Source organism: Streptomyces sp. NPDC034037 (assembly GCF_055575715.1).
Genome location: NZ_JBVISC010000005.1, coordinates 589,446 through 606,736 on the forward strand (window position 1 = coordinate 589,446; position 17,291 = coordinate 606,736).

General features: G+C 72.4%; 16 protein-coding genes and 3 tRNA genes. 10 read left to right on the forward strand and 9 right to left on the reverse strand.

What is annotated here, in order from left to right; genetic code table 11:
* Window positions 1-34 precede the first annotated feature (34 nt).
* From ACZ516_RS20945 to ACZ516_RS20955, 3 genes are all read left to right on the forward strand, one after another.
* Window positions 35-2,101, forward strand: coding sequence for a hypothetical protein (locus ACZ516_RS20945; protein WP_469011328.1), 2,067 nt, complete (start codon window positions 35-37; stop codon window positions 2,099-2,101).
* A 231-nt stretch (window positions 2,102-2,332) separates the two neighbouring features.
* Complete coding sequence (locus ACZ516_RS20950; protein WP_361081371.1) at window positions 2,333-3,817, forward strand: N,N-dimethylformamidase beta subunit family domain-containing protein; 1,485 nt, start codon at window positions 2,333-2,335, stop codon at window positions 3,815-3,817.
* A gap of 162 nt (window positions 3,818-3,979) precedes the next feature.
* Window positions 3,980-4,876, forward strand: coding sequence for a phosphoribosylaminoimidazolesuccinocarboxamide synthase (locus ACZ516_RS20955; protein WP_358582486.1), 897 nt, complete (start codon window positions 3,980-3,982; stop codon window positions 4,874-4,876).
* A 62-nt stretch (window positions 4,877-4,938) separates the two neighbouring features.
* On the opposite strand, the gene ACZ516_RS20960 is transcribed toward ACZ516_RS20955, so the two are convergent.
* The 8 genes from ACZ516_RS20960 to ACZ516_RS20995 form a co-directional block, all read right to left on the reverse strand.
* A tRNA-Gly gene (locus tag ACZ516_RS20960) sits at window positions 4,939-5,011 on the reverse strand.
* Window positions 5,012-5,034: 23 nt separating this feature from the next.
* Window positions 5,035-5,646, reverse strand: a complete 612-nt coding sequence (locus ACZ516_RS20965) for a response regulator transcription factor (RefSeq protein ID WP_361081377.1) — start codon at window positions 5,644-5,646, stop codon at window positions 5,035-5,037.
* Window positions 5,643-6,911, reverse strand: coding sequence for a sensor histidine kinase (locus ACZ516_RS20970; RefSeq protein WP_469011362.1), 1,269 nt, complete (start codon window positions 6,909-6,911; stop codon window positions 5,643-5,645). Before ACZ516_RS20970 ends, ACZ516_RS20965 begins: the two co-directional genes overlap by 4 nt.
* A 16-nt stretch (window positions 6,912-6,927) precedes the next feature.
* Window positions 6,928-7,701 carry an ABC transporter permease gene (locus tag ACZ516_RS20975; protein WP_469011329.1) on the reverse strand — a complete coding sequence of 258 codons (774 nt, stop codon included), beginning with the start codon at window positions 7,699-7,701 and terminating at the stop codon, window positions 6,928-6,930.
* A complete protein-coding gene (locus ACZ516_RS20980) occupies window positions 7,698-8,678 on the reverse strand; it encodes an ABC transporter ATP-binding protein (protein ID WP_469011330.1) in 981 nt (326 codons plus the stop codon). Before ACZ516_RS20980 ends, ACZ516_RS20975 begins: the two co-directional genes overlap by 4 nt.
* Window positions 8,679-8,832: 154 nt before the next feature.
* Window positions 8,833-8,908 (reverse strand) — tRNA-Gly (locus ACZ516_RS20985).
* A 79-nt stretch (window positions 8,909-8,987) separates the two neighbouring features.
* A tRNA-Gly gene (locus ACZ516_RS20990) sits at window positions 8,988-9,059 on the reverse strand.
* A 122-nt stretch (window positions 9,060-9,181) separates the two neighbouring features.
* Complete coding sequence (locus ACZ516_RS20995; protein WP_358582495.1) at window positions 9,182-9,499, reverse strand: histone-like nucleoid-structuring protein Lsr2; 318 nt, start codon at window positions 9,497-9,499, stop codon at window positions 9,182-9,184.
* A 351-nt stretch (window positions 9,500-9,850) separates the two neighbouring features.
* Between ACZ516_RS20995 and purS the strand changes: the two genes are divergently transcribed.
* The 7 genes from purS to ACZ516_RS21030 all read left to right on the forward strand — a co-directional run bounded on the left by purS (window position 9,851) and on the right by ACZ516_RS21030 (window position 15,828).
* On the forward strand, window positions 9,851-10,102 hold the full coding sequence (purS, locus tag ACZ516_RS21000; RefSeq protein ID WP_358582497.1) for a phosphoribosylformylglycinamidine synthase subunit PurS: 252 nt from the start codon (window positions 9,851-9,853) through the stop codon (window positions 10,100-10,102).
* A complete protein-coding gene (gene purQ, locus ACZ516_RS21005) occupies window positions 10,099-10,779 on the forward strand; it encodes a phosphoribosylformylglycinamidine synthase subunit PurQ (RefSeq protein WP_358582499.1) in 681 nt (226 codons plus the stop codon). Before purS ends, purQ begins: the two co-directional genes overlap by 4 nt.
* Window positions 10,776-13,025: a phosphoribosylformylglycinamidine synthase subunit PurL gene (gene purL, locus ACZ516_RS21010; protein WP_358582502.1), complete on the forward strand. Its 2,250-nt coding sequence runs from the start codon at window positions 10,776-10,778 to the stop codon at window positions 13,023-13,025. Before purQ ends, purL begins: the two co-directional genes overlap by 4 nt.
* A gap of 124 nt (window positions 13,026-13,149) precedes the next feature.
* On the forward strand, window positions 13,150-13,650 hold the full coding sequence (locus ACZ516_RS21015; protein ID WP_469011331.1) for an ArsR/SmtB family transcription factor: 501 nt from the start codon (window positions 13,150-13,152) through the stop codon (window positions 13,648-13,650).
* Window positions 13,651-13,759: 109 nt separating this feature from the next.
* Window positions 13,760-14,398, forward strand: a complete 639-nt coding sequence (locus ACZ516_RS21020) for a TetR/AcrR family transcriptional regulator (protein ID WP_358582510.1) — start codon at window positions 13,760-13,762, stop codon at window positions 14,396-14,398.
* Window positions 14,399-14,408: 10 nt separating this feature from the next.
* On the forward strand, window positions 14,409-15,209 hold the full coding sequence (locus tag ACZ516_RS21025; RefSeq protein ID WP_469011332.1) for a maleylpyruvate isomerase family mycothiol-dependent enzyme: 801 nt from the start codon (window positions 14,409-14,411) through the stop codon (window positions 15,207-15,209).
* A gap of 100 nt (window positions 15,210-15,309) precedes the next feature.
* On the forward strand, window positions 15,310-15,828 hold the full coding sequence (locus ACZ516_RS21030; protein ID WP_469011333.1) for an META domain-containing protein: 519 nt from the start codon (window positions 15,310-15,312) through the stop codon (window positions 15,826-15,828).
* Here the strand turns inward: ACZ516_RS21030 and ACZ516_RS21035 are convergent.
* Window positions 15,819-17,258 (reverse strand): sulfatase family protein, encoded by a 1,440-nt coding sequence (locus tag ACZ516_RS21035; protein WP_469011334.1) that lies wholly within the window; start codon window positions 17,256-17,258, stop codon window positions 15,819-15,821. The two genes, ACZ516_RS21030 and ACZ516_RS21035, sit on opposite strands and share 10 nt — an antisense overlap.
* Between the last annotated feature and the right edge of the window lie 33 nt (window positions 17,259-17,291).

Sequence of the window (17,291 nt, forward strand, 5' to 3'; positions counted from 1 at the left end):
CCGAGCAGTAGGCAAGCAGGGGGTGCCATCGGTCGTGTCGGTTACGGGTGTGGAGGTCGGCGCGCAGGCCGCGCGCTCCCGGGCGCTCGCCGTGCTGCGGTTGCGCAGCAGGGCGCTGGCCGTCGCCCTGCTGCCCGCGGCCGCCGCCGTCGTGCTGCTCGCGGGCAGGGTCACGGGGCATGTCGGCGGCGGGAATTGGGACGTCGTGGGCTGGGTCGTGACGGTGCTCGCCGTGCTGGTGCTGCTCGCCGCGGCGGGCGTCTCGCTGGTCGTCGCCCGGGCCAGACCCGCGCTGAGTCCGACGGTCCCCATCGCCGAGAAGTCCGCCCCGGACCTGTACCGCCTGGTCCGGGATCTCGCGGACCGGTTGGACGTGCCCGCGCCCTCGGCGATAGCGCTCACCCCCGACTGCGACAGCTGGCTGGAGGACCGCACGCACCCGGCGCACGGCTCGGCCGCGAAGGACCGGGACGGCTCCCGCGCCACGGACGGCTCCCGCGCCACGGACGGCGCGCCCGCCGGCGGCGTGCGCGGCGCGCACCACCAGGCCCTTGACGCGCCGGTGCTCGTCATCGGCTCCCCCTTCCTGTGGTGGATGCGGGTCGGTGAGCTGCGGGCGGTGCTCGCCCCCGTCGTGGCGGGTACGGGGCCCTCCGCGCACCCCGACATAGCCGCCGCCCGGCGCTTCGTGCGCGGGCTCGACGCCGCGGTCGCGGTCGCCTCGGCCCCGGGGCGCAATCCCGTGACCCGGGTGGTGCTCGGTGGCGTCGGCTGGGTCGCCCGGCTGCTCCTGCGCAACTGCCGGGTCCATGCCGCCGAGATGGAGCGGGGTGTCGCCGCGGCCGCCGCCGAGCGCGCCCAGACCGTGGACTACGGCGTGCGGATCGTCGCCCAGGAGCAGGTCGGGCTCGCGTACGCGGGCTGGGACCGGCTGCTCACCCGGGTGGCGCTGCCCGCCTGGCGCATGGGGCGCTGGCCCTCCCGGCTGGACGCCGGGGTGGTCTCCGCGCTCACCGAGCTGTCCCGCAGGGACCGGCTGGCGGAGGGCTTCGCCTCGCGGCTGGGGGAGCGCCCCGCCTGTGACCTGCTGGAGGAGCCCGGATGCGTGGACGAGGCGGCCTCGCTGCTCGCCGCCCGGCTCTTCCACGGCGGCCCCGCCGAGCAGGGGCCGGACTGGGCGCCGGTGGCGTGGCAGGAGTATCCGGACGAGGTCGTCGACCGCAAGTGGCGCATGGACGCGGCGCGGCTGCATCGCGTCCTTGACTCCCTGAGCGTCGGCCACCACGCCGCCGACCCGACCACCCCCGGCCCGGAGGGCCCGACCCTGGCCCGCGTACTGGACCACCTGACGGCCACCGGGGTATCTGGCGCGCTTGCCTCTGACGTCTCTGACGCCTCTGGCCTTGCTGGCCTGGCTGACGTGTCTGACCTCTCTGACGCCTCTGACCTTGCTGGCCTCGCTCACGTGTCTGACCTCTCTGACGCCTCCGGCGCCTCCGGCGCCCCTGCCGTCTCCGACGTCTCTGACGCCCTCGCCTCCGGGGCCCGGGGTTCTGGTGACTCCGGTCGTGATGCCCTCGGCTCTGACGGCCATGAACCTGACGCCCGCTCCCTGGGCGGTCCCGGGGACGACGCCCTCGCCCTGGGCGGTCCCGGTGGTGACGCTCACGCCCCCGACGACCCCGACCCCCTCGCCCGGGACGAAGGCCTCGGCGGAGTCCTCGCGGCCGGGCTCAGCGCCGAGTTGGCGCGGGAGGAGGCCGCCGCGCCGGTTCGCTCCGCGCCGATGGGCCAGGGGCCCGACGAGGCGCTCTGGGACCATGGCGCGCTGCCCCTCTTCCCGCTCCAGCCGCCCCGGACGGGGCGCGAGCTGCTGGCCGACCACGTCACGGCGATGGTGTGCTGCGCGGCCGTGGACACGGCGGGAGCCGCCCCGGGCCTCGACTGGCTCGACGGCCCCGCCCTGATGGTCGACGGAGAGCGCGCGGCGGATCTCGCGCCGCGCGTGCTGCGGCTCGTCGAGCACGGCGATCCGTCCGCCCTGCGCGACTGGCTCACCCGCCTCGGCGTCCGCCAGGACAAGCCGGTCCGCCTCGTCTGACCCGGCCCGACCCAACTCGACCCGTCCCGGCCCGACTCGACCCGTCCCGGCCCGGCCGGGGGCCCGGGGCCCGGGGGCCCGGAGAACGTGGGGACCCTGGATCCCTCCCGTCGCCGCCAATTAACGACGAACGGTGACGGCGCGCGTGCTTAATGTGATGTGCTGGGAGCAGGCGCCGAACCGCGGGAGTCCGTCGGTGGCGCGGGCTCGGGGGAGCGAGGAGGGGAAGACATGGGGCAGGAGCCGATCCGCCGCTGGGAATCGGGCGCGCTGGCGCACGCCGTGTCGGACCCCTTCGGGCAGGGCCCCCTGCCCTGGCTGCGCGGATCCGAGCACTACTTCGACGACACGGGCCACGTGGTGCCCTGGTACGTCGACCCCGCCCAGGCCCCCGGCGCCGGCCTGCCGGCCCCCCGCACCGGCCCGCTGAACGCCGACGACGTGCGCTGCCAGATCAAGGGGTTCACCTCCACCGGCGCCGCCGCCCCCGGCGAGGCGATCGACTTCCACGTCACGGTCGACCCGCCCCAGCAGTTCAGCGTCGACATCTACCGCATCGGGCACTACGGCGGGGACGGCGCCCGGAAGATCACGACCAGCCCGCGCCTGTCGGGCATCGTCCAGCCGGCCCCGCTCACCGCCGACCGCACGGTCTCCTGCCACCACTGGTGGCTCTCCTGGCGGCTGCAGATCCCGAGTTACTGGAGCGTCGGGGCGTACGTGGCGGTGCTCACGACCGACGACGGCTACCGTTCCCACGTGCCCTTCACGGTCCGCGACACGCACCCCGCCGACCTCCTGCTGCTCCTGCCGGACGTGACGTGGCAGGCGTACAACCTCTACCCGGAGGACGGGTGCACGGGCGCCAGCCTCTACCACGCGTGGGACGAGCAGGGCCGTCTCCTGGGGGAGAGCGAGGCCGCCGTGACGGTCTCCTTCGACCGGCCGTTCGCGGGCGCGGGCCTGCCCCTGCACGTGGGCCACGCCTACGACTTCATCCGCTGGGCCGAGCGCTACGGCTACGACCTGGCGTACGCCGACGCCCGCGACCTGCACGCGGGCCGCGTCGACCCCTCCCGCTACCGGGGCCTGGTCTTCCCCGGCCACGACGAGTACTGGTCACCGGCCATGCGCCGCACCGCGGAGCTGGCCCGCGACGGCGGCACCTCGCTGGTCTTCCTCTCGGCCAACACCATGTACTGGCAAGTGGAGTTGAGCCCTTCCCCGTCCGGCGTCCCGGACCGGCTGCTGACCTGCCGCAAGCGCCGCGGCCCCGGCAGACCCGCCCTCTGGCGCGAGCGGGACGCCGGCAAGGCGGCCGAGCAGCAACTGCTCGGCATCCAGTACGCGGGCCGCGTCCCCGAGCCGCGCCCCCTCGTCGTGCGCAACGCCGACCATTGGCTGTGGGAGGCGACGGGCGCGCACGAGGGCGACGAGATCGACGGGCTCGTCGCCGGTGAGGCCGACCGCTACTACCCGCGGACGGCGCTCCCCGAGCACCAGGGCCGCATCCTGCTCGCCCACTCGCCGTACGAGGACGCGGAGGGCGTCCGGCGCCACCAGGAGACCTCGCTCTACCGCGCTCCCTCGGGCGCCCTGGTCTTCGCCTCCGGCACCTTCGCCTGGTCCCCGGCGCTGGACCGCCCGGGACACGTGGACACCCGGGTCCAGCGCGCCACGGCCAACCTCCTGGACCGCATCTGCAAGCGGGACTGACCCCTCCCTCTGTACTCCCGGGGGCCCGGTACCCCCGGCCCCCGGGACCCCGTACCCCCCTGTGACCAGCCCTGATCGCCCGCCGCAGCCGACCCGTGGCCGGGACCGCGCCGTCGATACGGGAGAATCGACACGACTTGGCCTAAAGCACTGGAGGGAACCGTGTCCGGATTCGTAGAAAAGCCCGAGCCGCTGCAGATCCCGGGCCTGGTGCACCTTCACACCGGCAAGGTGCGCGAGCTGTACCGGAACGAGGCGGGCGAGCTGATCATGGTGGCCAGCGACCGCCTGTCCGCCTATGACTGGGTGCTGCCCTCGGAGATCCCGGACAAGGGCCGCGTCCTCACGCAGCTGTCCCTGTGGTGGTTCGACCAGCTCGCGGACATCGTGCCGAACCATGTCATCTCCACCGACCTGCCGCAGGGCGCGCCCGCCGACTGGGAGGGCCGTACGCTCGTCTGCAAGTCCCTGGAGATGATCCCGGTGGAGTGCGTGGCCCGCGGCTACCTCACCGGCTCGGGCCTTCTGGAGTACGGCGACACCCGCACCGTCTGCGGCCTCGCGCTGCCCGAGGGCCTGGTCGACGGCTCGGAGCTGCCCGCGCCCATCTTCACGCCCGCCGCGAAGGCCGCCGTCGGCGAGCACGACGAGAACGTGAGCTACGAAGAGGTTGCCCGCCAGGTCGGCGCCGAGACCGCCGCCCAGCTGCGGCAGGTCACGCTCGCCGTCTACAGCCGCGCCCGGGACATCGCGCGCGAGCGCGGCCTGATCCTCGCGGACACCAAGTTCGAGTTCGGCTTCGACGGCACCGCGCTGATCATCGGCGACGAGGTCCTGACCCCCGACTCGTCGCGTTTTTGGCCCGCGGACCAGTGGGAGCCGGGCCACGCCCAGCCGTCGTACGACAAGCAGTTCGTACGGGACTGGCTGACGTCGCCGGCCTCGGGCTGGGACCGGAAGAGCGAGCAGCCGCCGCCGGCGCTGCCGCAGGACGTGGTGGACGCCACCCGCGCCAAGTACATCGAGGCGTACGAGCGGCTCACCGGCACCGCCTGGTAGCGCGGGCGGCCAGGAGGACGCACGGAAAAGGCCCCGCTCCGAGGAGCGGGGCCTTTCACTTGAGCGGACGACCAGGTTCGAACTGGCGACCTCAACCTTGGCAAGGTTGCGCTCTACCAACTGAGCTACGTCCGCGTTGCGCCGAAGCGCGAGGACAACTATACCCAACCTCGCTCGCGTGCGAGACGCACCGCCGCATGACGATTCTCCGCCCCGATCTTGGTGGCCGCCGAGGAGAGGTAGTTGCGGACGGTCCCGGGGGAGAGCGCGGCCCGCTCGGCGATCTCCGTGACGGGCGCCCCGTCGGCGGCGAGTTCGAGCACCTCGGCCTCCCGGGCGGTCAGCGGCGAGTCCCCGGCGGAGATCGCGTCGGCGGCCAACTCCGGGTCCACGTAACGGTTTCCGGCGTGCACGGTACGGATGATCTCGGCGAGTCGCTGGGCGCTGACGGTCTTCGGAACGAAGCCGCGGACGCCCACCGCGAGGGCCCGCTTGAGATGTCCCGGTCTGCCATGACTCGTCACGATCATGGTCCGGCAGCGCGGGAGTTCGTCCCGCAGGGATGTGGCCACACTCACACCGTCGGCGCCCGGCATCTGGAGGTCGAGCACCGCGACGTCGGGCCGGTGGGCCCGCGCCATGGCGAGCGCCTCGGGGCCGGTCGCCGCCTCGGCGACGACGACGAGGTCGTCCTCGAGGCCGAGGAGCGCGGCGAGGGCGCCCCGGATGAGGTGCTCGTCGTCGGCGAGCAGCACGCGCACGGCGCTCACAGCAGGACCTCGCTCCGGGGGGACGCGGCCGCCGCCGGGCCGCTTTCGGTGGCGGGCCGCGGCGACGGCACGGTCGCCGTGAGCCGGAAGCGGCCCCGCCCGGCCGCGTGGTCCAGAGTGCCGTCGACCTCGGCCAGCCGTTCCCTGAGCCCGGCGAGGCCCGAGCCGCCGGCCGAGGGCGCGGCGTCCGGGGCGCCGTCGTTCTCGACGGTCAGCGTCGTACGTTCGTCCGTCACCGTCAGGGTGATGTCGCAGCGGGACGCGTCGCCGTGCCGCAGCACGTTGGTGGCCGCCTCCCGTACGACCCAGCCGAGCGCGGACTGCACGGGGGCCGGCAGCCCCGCCGCCGAGCCGGTGACCCGGCAGCTGATCCCGGCCGCCTCCAGGACGCCCCGCGCCCCGAGGAGTTCCGTCCCGAGATCGGCCTCGCGGTAGCCGCGTACCACTTCCCGCACCTCCCGCTGCGACTCCTGCGCGATCCGCTGGACCTCGACCATCTGGTCCACGGCCTCGGGCCGCCCGCGCCGCGCCAGCTGGACCGCCAGCTCGCTCTTGAGGGCGATGACGGCGAGGTTGCGGCCCATCACGTCGTGCAGGTCCCGCCCGAACCGCAGCCGCTCCTCGGCGACCGCGAGCCGTGCCTCGACCTCGCGGGCCCGGTCGGCCTCCCACATCACGGAGAGCGTCCAGGCGCCGCACCGCGCGGAGAGCAGCGTCATCAGGGCCCCGAAGGCGATGAGCGCGGCGAACCCGGCGAGCCGCTCGTCGTGCACCCCGACGGCCGCGAACCCGGCCACGGCCACGGCGTCGATCACGGCCATGCGGACGAGGAAGTCCCGTACCGTCCCGGTGAAGGCGAGCGACTGGCCGAACGGCGCCACCAGGTACAGCGTCGTGAAGCCGATCATTCCCTCGGTGACACCGTCCACCGCCTCCAGGCCGAGGACGAGGCCGAAGGAGAGGACGAGCAGAGCGCCTCCGACGGCGAGGTCCCGGCGCGGCAGCGGGCCCCGCTTCAGATAGTGGTCGAGCGAGCGCCGCACGCTGCGGTTGACGTGCGCGCTCTGCGCGGCGCCCACCGCGATCAGCGCCCAGCCGAGGATCTGCGCGGCGGGCCCGGCGCTCAGGCTCAGGGCGAGCGGCACGGAACCCCAGCTGAGGTAGAAGAGCCAGGGCATGGCGTGCCACATGGCCAGGCTCTGGAACTCGACCTTCTCTATCTGGCGCCGGCGCCGCCAGTCGCGCTGCCAGGCCCGGATCCCCATCACGCCGACCCCTCCCTCAGTGCCGGGGTTCCCAGCGGAACCACCGCCGTACAGCAAACACCGACAGCAGGGTCCAGACCACCGCCGTGGCGAGGGCGCCGAGGGTGTCGCCCGTCGAGAGGTGGCCGGCCCAGCCGCCGCGGACCAGCTCGACGACCGACGAGAGCGGCAGCAGCTCACAGACCCGGGCGACCTTGTCGGGCATGACCTCGAACGGGACGATGAGCCCGGAGCCGATCATCGACACGAAGATCAGCGGCATGCTCATGACCTGGGCGGACTCGGTGGTCCTGCTGAAGCTTCCGGTGACGGCTGCCAGCGCGGCGAACATCACGAGGCCCGCGGCGACCCCGAGCACCACGAGGTGGGGCGCGCTCGGCGCCCCGGCGTCCAGGAGCACCGCGCAGCCCACGCCGAGGACGAGGCACTGCACGATCCCGATCGCGAGCGACGGCAGCGCGGCGCCGGTGAGTATCTCGGCGTCCCGCAGCTCGCCGGTGCGCAGCCGCTTGAGCACCAGTTCCTCGCGCCGGGCGACGTAGACGCCGGTCAGGGTGGCGTACACGGCGAAGAGCAGCGAGAAGCCGAGGGCGCTCGGCAGCACGACGGTGCCGACGGAGAGGCCGGTGCCCTTCAGGTCCATCCCCTCGGTGGCCTGCCGCATGCTGACCGGGAGGACGAACGGCACGAACAGCGCGGCGAACAGCGTCCCCTTGTTCCGCCCGAGCAGGGTCATCTCGGCGCGCGCCAGCGCCCGCATCCGCCCCACGGGAGTCGTCACCGTGCTCATGCCGCCATCTCCTTCTCGGCCGAGTCCCCCCGGGAATCCCCGTGTTCCGTGCCCCGCGTCCGCTCGGCGTCCCGCGCGATCCGCAGGAACGCCTCCTCCAGCGAGGCCGCCCGCACGTCGAGCCCCCGCAGCTCGACCCGGGCGTCCCTGGCCCACACCAGCAGCGCCGTGGCGGTCCGCTGGAGGTCCTTCGTCCGCAGCCGCACCCGGCGCTCCGTGCTCTCGTGTCCGCTGACGCCCAGCTCGGCGAGGGGCGGCAGATCGCCGACGAAGTACCCCTCGGGCAGTTCGAAGGAGACGTGGGAGGGCTGGGTGGCGACCACGTCGGCGACGCTTCCGTCGGCGGCGATCCGGCCCTCGTGCAGGATCGCGAGCCGGTCGGCCAGTTCCTCGGCCTCCTGCAGGTAGTGCGTGGTGAGCAGCACGGTCGTGCCGCCGTCCCGGAGTTCGCGGACCAGTTCCCAGGTCTCGCGGCGCCCTTCGGCGTCGAGGCCGGTGGTGGGCTCGTCGAGGAAGAGCACCTCGGGCCGCCCGATGAGCGCCAGGGCCAGGTCGAGCCGCCGCTTCTCGCCGCCGGACAGCTGCTTGACGCGTACGCGGGAGCGCTTGCCGAGGCCCACCATGTCCAGGGCCTGAGCGGCTGGCCGGGCCCCGCTGGTGCACCCGGCCCACATCCGCACCGTCTCGGCGACGGTCAACTCGGCCGGGAAGCCGCCTTCTTGGAGCATGACGCCGATGCGCGGCCGTACCGCGTCGCGCTCGGTGTACGGGTCGTGCCCGAGCACCCGGACCCGCCCGCCGGCGGGTGCCGCGAGGCCTTCGAGCAGCTCCACGGTGGAGGTCTTGCCGGCGCCGTTGGTGCCGAGGAGCGCGAACAGCTCGCCGCGCCCCACCCCGAAGGAGACGCCCCGCACCGCCTCGAAACCTCCCCCGTACACGCGCCGGAGATCTCTCACGTCGATCACTTGGTCCGTCATGGGAGAAGCTTCCCCCGGTCAGGGGCGCGGCAGCAGTGCGGACTGTCACCGGCCCGCATGACAAATGTCAGAAGCCCCCGCGGGGCCCCGGGGAGCGGCCGCGGAAGCGCACACGAAGAAGGCCCCGGTCGAAATCGACCGGGGCCTTCTTGACTGGAGCGAACGACGAGGTTCGAACTCGCGACCTCAACCTTGGCAAGGTTGCGCTCTACCAACTGAGCTACGTTCGCATTGCCTCCGACCAGCTCTCACTGATCGGCGCGGGCACCAGCTTACCGCAACCAGAGGACTGGTCCGTAAGCGATGCGGAGCGGGTGACAGGAATTGCACACTGCGCCTTCCCCCTGGAAGGGGGATGTTCTACTACTGAACTACACCCGCACGACTCCGTGAGGCCCGGCCTTTCGGCCTCGCCCCTCGGCGTGCTCCAGACTCTAGCTGACCAGCGGGGGTGCAGCGCAAGTCGGTCGCCGCGAGGGGCTCGTACCTCGGCGGACGCCGGGTCAGTTGGCGGCCTCGAAGGCCTCGTAGACCTTCTTCGGGATGCGGCCGCGCGCCGGTACGTCGAGCTGGTGCGAGCGGGCCCAGGCCCGGACGGCCGACGGGTCGGGGGAGACGGCCGTGTGCCGGTAGGCCTTGCCGGATCTCGACCGCTTCCGGGCCGCCTCCAGGTACGGGGCGAGTGCCGTGCGCAGTTTCTTGGCATTGGTTTGGTTCAGGTCGATCTCGTACGACTTGCCGTCAAGACCGAACGCGACTGTTTCCGCCGCTTCCCCGCCGTCCATGTCGTCAAAGAGAGTGACTACGACACGCTGCGCCACGAATATCGGTCCCTTCGTGCGACCCACCGCGCTGACGTGCGGTGATGTCGACTGTCCGGCTGTTTTGGGCAAAGTATCGACTATTGCCTTTTCCTTTGTACAGGGCCGGGCATTGAATTGTGAAGTCCGGCCGAATACCTCCGCGTGTCCGTGCGCAATGCCTGTCCGTGATCTTTTCCTGGATTCCTCGCGAAGGCGGCCGCCCCGAAACCCGGCGGGGCCCCGGAACGTGACCGCCATCACGTAGGAAGCTACTAATCTACGCGAGTAGAAATTTTGTGCCGGTAGTCTGAAGGGACCTGCTCAGCACCAGCAAGCAGCACACGCCAGCACCACACACCGGGAGTGCCAGTGGCACGCGTCGTAGTCGACGTCATGCTCAAGCCGGAGATCCTCGACCCCCAGGGCCAGGCGGTGCAGCGTGCACTGCCGCGCCTCGGTTTCCAGGGCATCTCCGACGTACGTCAGGGAAAGCGATTCGAACTTCAGGTCGACGGGCCGGTGGACGACGCGGCCCTCGCCCGTATCCACGAGATGGCGGAGACCTTCCTCGCCAACACCGTGATCGAGGACTTCGTCGTAAAGGTGGAGGACGAGAAGTGACCGCTCGAATTGGAGTCGTCACTTTCCCCGGAACCCTCGACGACCGCGACACCCGGCGCGCCGTCCGTGTGGCGGGCGCCGAGGCCGTGCCGCTGTGGCACAAGGACAAGGACCTCAAGCAGGTCGACGCCGTGGTGCTGCCCGGCGGTTTCTCCTACGGCGACTATCTGCGGGCCGGTGCCATCTCCCGGTTCTCCCCGGTGATGGAGTCCGTCATCGAGCAGGCGAAGGCCGGCCTGCCGGTCCTCGGCATCTGCAACGGCTTCCAGGTGCTGACCGAGACCCACCTCCTGCCGGGCGCGATGCTGCGCAACAACCACCTGCACTTCATCTGCCGCGAGCAGAAGCTGCGCGTGGAGAACGCCGGGACCGCCTGGACCGCCGACTACACGGCGGGCCAGGAGATCTCGATCCCGCTCAAGAACATCGACGGGCAGTACACCGCCGACGAGCGGACCCTGGACATGCTGGAGGCCGAGGGCCGCGTCGCCTTCCGCTACCTCGACGGCAACCCCAACGGTTCGCTCCGTGACATCGCCGGCATCACCAACGAGGCGGGCAACGTCGTCGGCCTCATGCCGCACCCCGAGCACGCGGTCGAGCCGCTGGTCGGGACCGGCCGCACCGACGGCCTCGGATTCTTCACCTCGATCCTGAAGAAGCTGGTCAACGCATGACTCTGGACACCGTCAAGCACGCGGCCGAAACGCCCGACGTCAAGCTGCCCTGGGCCGAACTGGGCCTGAAGGAGGACGAGTACGAGCGCGTCCGCGAGATCCTCGGCCGCCGCCCGACCGGCGCCGAGCTGGCCATGTACTCCGTGATGTGGTCCGAGCACTGCTCGTACAAGTCCAGCAAGGTCCACCTGCGCCAGTTCGGCGAGAAGGTCCCCGACAACGACGCGATGCTCGTCGGCATCGGGGAGAACGCCGGCGTCGTGGACGTCGGCCAGGGCTACGCCGTCACCTTCAAGGTCGAGTCGCACAACCACCCCTCGTACGTCGAGCCCTACCAGGGCGCGGCCACCGGCGTCGGCGGCATCGTCCGCGACATCATCGCGATGGGCGCCCGGCCGGTCGCGGTCGTGGACCCGCTGCGGATGGGCGACGCGCACCACCCCGACACCAAGCGGGTGCTGCCCGGCGTCGTCGCGGGCATCGGCGGCTACGGAAACTGCCTGGGCCTGCCCAACATCGGCGGCGAGCTGGTCTTCGACGCCTGCTACCAGGGCAACCCGCTGGTCAACGCCGGTGCCATCGGCGTCATGCGGCACGAGGACATCCACCTCGCCAAGGCGTCGGGCCCCGGCAACAAGGTCATCCTGTACGGCGCCCGCACCGGCGGCGACGGCATCGGCGGCGCCTCGATCCTGGCGTCGGAGACCTTCGACGACACCAAGCCGAGCAAGCGCCCCGCCGTGCAGGTCGGCGACCCCTTCCAGGAGAAGCTCCTCATCGAGTGCACCCTGGAGGCCTTCGCCGAGAAGCTCGTGGTCGGCATCCAGGACCTCGGCGCGGCCGGACTCTCCTGCGCCACCAGCGAGTTGGCGTCCAACGGCTCCGGCGGCATGCGCGTCGAGCTGGACGACGTACCGCTGCGCGACTCCACGCTCACTCCCGAGGAGATCCTCATGAGCGAGTCGCAGGAGCGCATGTGCGCCGTCGTAGAGCCGGACAAGGTCGGGCGCTTCCTGGAGATCTGCGAGAAGTGGGACGTCATCGCCACCGTCGTCGGTGAGGTGACCGACGGCGACCGCCTGGAGATCTTCTGGCACGGCGAGAAGATCGTCGACGTCGACCCGCGCACGGTCGCGCACGACGGCCCGGTCTACGAGCGCCCCTACGCCCGCCCGGCGTGGCAGGACGCGCTCCAGGCGGACGACGCGAACAAGCTGCCCCGCCCGGCGGACGCGGACGAGCTGCGCGCGCAGGTCCTGAAGCTGGTCGCCGCCCCGAACCAGGCCGCGAAGTCCTGGGTCACCGACCAGTACGACCGCTTCGTGCAGGGCAACACCGTGCTCGCCCAGCCCGAGGACTCCGGGATGATCCGGATCAGCGAGGAGAGTGGCCTCGGCGTCGCCATCGCCACCGACGGCAACGGCCGGTACGCGAAGCTCGACCCCTACACGGGCGCCCGGCTCGCGCTCGCCGAGTCGTACCGCAACGTGGCCGCCTCGGGCGCCAGGCCGCTCGCGATCTCGGACTGCCTGAACTTCGGCTCCCCCGAGGACCCGGACGTCATGTGGCAGTTCGCGGAGGCCGTGCGCGGTCTCGCGGACGGCTGCCTGGAGCTGGGCACCCCGGTCACCGGCGGCAACGTCTCGCTGTACAACCAGACCGGCGAGGCCGCGATCCACCCGACGCCGGTCGTCGCCGTGCTCGGCGTGATCGACGACGTGGCCCGCCGCACGCCGATCGCCTTCCGGGAAGAGGGCCAGCTCCTCTACCTGCTCGGCGAGACCCGCGAGGAGTTCGGCGGTTCGGCCTGGTCGCAGGTGATCCACGACCACCTCGGCGGGCTGCCGCCCCAGGTGGACCTGGGCCGCGAGAAGCTGCTCGCGGACATCCTGATCTCGGCCTCCCGCGACGGCATGATCGACGCCGCGCACGACCTCTCCGACGGCGGTCTCGTGCAGGCCGTCACGGAGTCCTGCCTGCGCGGCGGCAAGGGCGCCCGCCTGGTCGTCCCGGACGGCCTGGACGCCTTCACGTTCCTCTTCTCCGAGTCGGCGGGGCGCGCGGTCGTCTCCGTGCCGCGCAGCGAGGAGCTGCGCTTCACCGACATGTGCGGCGCGCGGGGCCTGCCCGTCACGCGCATCGGCGTCGTCGACGGCGACGCGGTCGAGGTGCAGGGCCAGTTCACGCTGCCCCTGAGCGAACTGCGCGAGGCGCACGAGGGCACGATCCCGGGCCTCTTCGCCTGACGGTCACCTCTTCGAAGCCCCCGCCCGGACCGCACCGTCCGGCGGGGGCTTCGGTGTTCCTGGGTTCGCCACCGCATCCCCCGACCCTCTTGATGGGCATTACGTAATTACGTAAGATCTGCCCATGGATCTGGAAGAGCGGGTCACCGAGCTGGAACGGCGTATGGCGGAGCTGGAGAGCGCGGGCCCGACCGCGCCCCCCGTGGAGGAGGGCGACTTCTGGGCCCTCGACGCGCTGAAGGCACGGCACCCGGTGGGGCGGGACGCGGACGGTGCCGTGCTGTTCACCGGTGCCGTGCGGACGCCCACCGGGCACCGGTACGAGTGGCAGTACGGCCGGCTCACGGAGTCGCTGTTCGAGGACGACTGGTCCGAGGCGGCCGATGTGTTCGCCGCGCTCGGCCATCCCGTGCGGCTGCGGCTGCTGCGGGAGATCCTCGCGGGCACCCATACCGCCGCCGAGCTGGCCGCGCTCGACGACATCGGCACGACCGGCCAGATCTACCACCACCTGCGCCAACTGACCGGCGCCGGCTGGCTGCACAGCACGGGACGCGGCCGCCACGAGGTTCCGGCGGGGCGGATGGTGCCGCTGCTCGTGATGCTCTCCGCCGCGCGCCCCTGACCGACCGCGCCCACCACGGCAGGGGGGAGGCTCCCTCGCCGCGCTCCCGCACTTCCGGCGGCGAGACGCTCACGGTGCGGGCGGGCGCCGTCCCGGTACCGTGATCCGTATGACTGAGGAGCTGGGACTGCGGGCGCGCAAGAAGAGGCAGACCGCCGCGCGGATCTGGCAGGTCGCCGTGGACCTGTGCTCGGAGCGGGGTTTCGACCACGTCTCCGTGGCGGAGATCGCCGAGGCGGCCGACGTGTCAAAGATGACCGTCTTCAACTACTTCGGCACCAAGGAAGGCGTGATCGTCGCCCCCATGGAGGAGCACGCCGGGGACCCCGCCCGCGCGGTGCGCGAGCGTGCGCCGGGCGAGTCCGCGGTGGCCGCCATGCGCCGCCAGTTCCTGGAGCAGGTCGCCGGGCGCGATCCGGCGACCGGCCTCAGCGGTGACCCGCGCACCCTCAAGGTGCGCCAGCTCATCAACGAGACGCCGACCCTCGCGCACCGCATGGTGATCTTCCACATGCGCAGCGTCCAGCTCCTCACGGACGCCCTCGCCGAGGAGACGGGCGACGTGCTCCTCGCCCGGGTCGCCGCCGCCCAGCTCCTCGGCGCCCGGAACGCGCTCATCATGGAGAACCACCGGCGCACCCTCGACGGCGACCCGCTCGAAGACATCGCGAAGGACTGCGCCGCGTCCGCCGAACGGGCCTTCGGGCTGGTGGAGAAGGGCCTTCAGGGCTACCCCGGCAGCGTCTAGGCTCGACTCCATGCCCCCGGCCAAGAAGCGCACGCGATCGTACGACTCCGCCAAGATCCGCACCGCTGTGCTCACCCAGTCCGGCAACGTACGGGACGCGGTGCGCACCCTCACGCCCGAGCAGCTCGCCCGCCCGACCCGGCTCGGCGACTGGACGGTGCGCGAACTGTCGGCGCACATCGCGATGGTCCTCGGCACCGTCCACCGCTATCTGAGCGTCCCGGAGCCGGCGCGCCACGAAGTGCCGCTCATGAACTGGCCCTTCGCGACCGTCACGGCGGCCGCCCAGGTCGACGAGGACACCCGCGCCCTCGCCGAGACGGCGGGCACGGCGCTGGACGAGCTGTTCGCGCGCACCCTCACCGACTTCGAGCGGTCCCTGGCCGCGGCGCCCGACGAGCGCCTGGTGCCCTCCCGCTTCGGCGCGATGACCCTCGGCGACTTCCTCGTCACCCGCACGGTGGAACTGACCGTCCACACCGACGACTTGAACGACGCCGTCCCGGGCCTCGACGTCCCCCACGACCGGCAGGCCCTGGCCGCCTGCGCCCGCCTGCTCGCCGACGCGCTCGCGCTGAGGGCGCCGGGGGCCTCGACGGAGGTGCGGATCCCGCCGTACGCGGTGGTGCAGTGCGTCGAGGGCCCGCGGCACACCCGCGGCACCCCGCCGAACGTCGTCGAGACGGACCCGCTGACCTGGATCCGCCTCGCCACGGGACGTACGGAGTGGGCGAGCGCCCTGGCCGCGGCACAGGTCAGCGCGAGCGGGGAACGGGCCGATCTCTCGGGGCTGCTGCCGATCATGGCCTAGGGCGTCGTCCGTCACGGGTCGGCCCCCGGCGCCGATCACGGGATGCCCCGGCCGGCGGAGCCGAGGGAACCGACACCCCCGCTCGTCCCGTCCCATCGCCATGCACACGCAGCGTCTGACCCTGACCCTGACCGCGCTGGCCTCCGCCGGGCTGCTGCTCACCGCATGCGGCACCGAGTCGAAAGCCGGCTCCGAAGGCGGCTCCGACAGCCGTTCCGTGGCGAGCGAGGCGCCGCTCACCGGCGTCCGGTGGAACGTCGAGAGCGTCACCGCGGGCGGCAAGAGGTACGCGGCCCCCGACGGCGCCCATCTCAAGATCGGCAAGGACGGCGGGGTGCGCGGCAACCTCGGCTGCAACGACGTCACCGCCAAGGCCGAGGCGAAGGACGGCCGCATCACCTTCGGCGCCCCCGCCACCACCCGGAAGCTGTGCGCGGGCACCGCGATGAGCACCGAGCGCAGGCTGCTGAAGCTCTTCGACGGCACCGCGCGCTACGCGCTCGAGCGCGAGACCCTGAAGCTCACCACCGCCGACGGCACGGTGATCCAGGCGCACGCCGAGCGGGAGAAGCAGCCGCCTCCCGGCGGGACCCCGACGGCGGCGGGACCTCAGCGGTAGGGCAGCAGCTCCCTGTCCGTCCGCTCCCACGCCGCCTTCAGCTCGGCCAGCAACCGCGGTTCGGCCGCCGCCCGGTCGGCCTGCTCCCGCCGGTCGGCCGCGAGGTCGAACAGCTGGTCCGCGCCGTCCTTGCCCCGGTAGTACTTCCACGCCCCGCGCCGCAGCGCCCGCTCCCCGCGCACCCGCCAGAACAGCTCGCGCGCTGGGAGGCGCGCGCCCCTGAGCAGATACGGCGCGAGACTCGTGCCGTCCAGCGGATACGCCGGGTCGGGCCGGGCCCCGGCGATCTCCAGAAGGGTCGCCGTCCAGTCCGGCGTGAAGACGGGCTCGTGGCTGACCTGCCCGCCGTCGATCCGCGCCGGCCACCGCACGAGGGTCGGCACCCGGATGCCGCCCTCCTTCAGCGACCCCTTGTTGCCGGACAGCGGCCAGTTGTACGAGAAGCGCTCACCGCCGTTGTCCGAGGCGAAGAACACCAGCGTGTCCCGCTCCTGCCCGGACTCCCGCAGCGCGCGCAGCACCTCGCCGACGGACCGGTCCAGGTCCTCGACCAGCTGCGCGTACTTCTCGACGGAGCCGCCGTCCTGGTGCCAGAGCGCGCCCTTCTCGCCCGCCTTGATCCTGCGTACGATCTCGGCGCTCTGCTCCTCGTCGCCGTCCGCTATCCAAGGCCAGTGCGGGGTGGTGAAGTTGAGGTTGAGCAGCCAGGGCCGCTCCCCGTGGTCCCGCCGTACGTAGGCGCTCGCGCGCTCGGTGAGGACGCGCGTGTAGTACCGCAGGTCCTTGTACTCGGCGTCGCCTTCGCGGACCTTCCCCTCGTAGAGGTCGTACTCCCCGCCGAGCCCCAGCTTCGAGTAGTACTCCAGGGCGCCGCCGAAGTTGCCGAAGAACTCGTCCCAGCCCGAGCGGGTGGGGGAGTAGTCCGGCAGGTAGCCGCAGTGCCACTTGCCGATCAGGGCGGTCGCGTACCCGGCGCCGCGCAGCAGCGAGGCGAGCGTGGGATGCGTCGGTTCGAGGCCCACCGACTTGTCGGCTATCGGCTCCGCGAGGCCGCCCTTCGTACGCCCGGGGAAGCGGCCCGTGTACAGGCTGAAGCGGGTCGGGGAGCAGGTCGCGGACCCGGCGTAGGCGTCGGTGAACCGCACCCCCTGGCGGGCGAGGCGGTCCAGGTGCGGCGTCCTGATGTGCGGGGAGCCGTACGAGGACAGGTCGGCCCAGCCGAGGTCGTCGCCCAGGATGAACAGGATGTTGGGCCGCTTCGAGCGCCGCCCGCGCGCGGCGGCGAAGGGACGCTCGGCGGCCTCCGCCTCGGCGGTTCCGGCACCCGCGCCCACGCCGGCGGCGGCGGCCGCGCCCGCCACCCCGCCGGCGAACGAGCGCCGGGAGAGCGGGGAGGGCCGGGAGGGCCGTGACAGTCCATGAGATCGCATGGAAGAGGAGCCTTCCGGCGCGCCGGAAGGGGC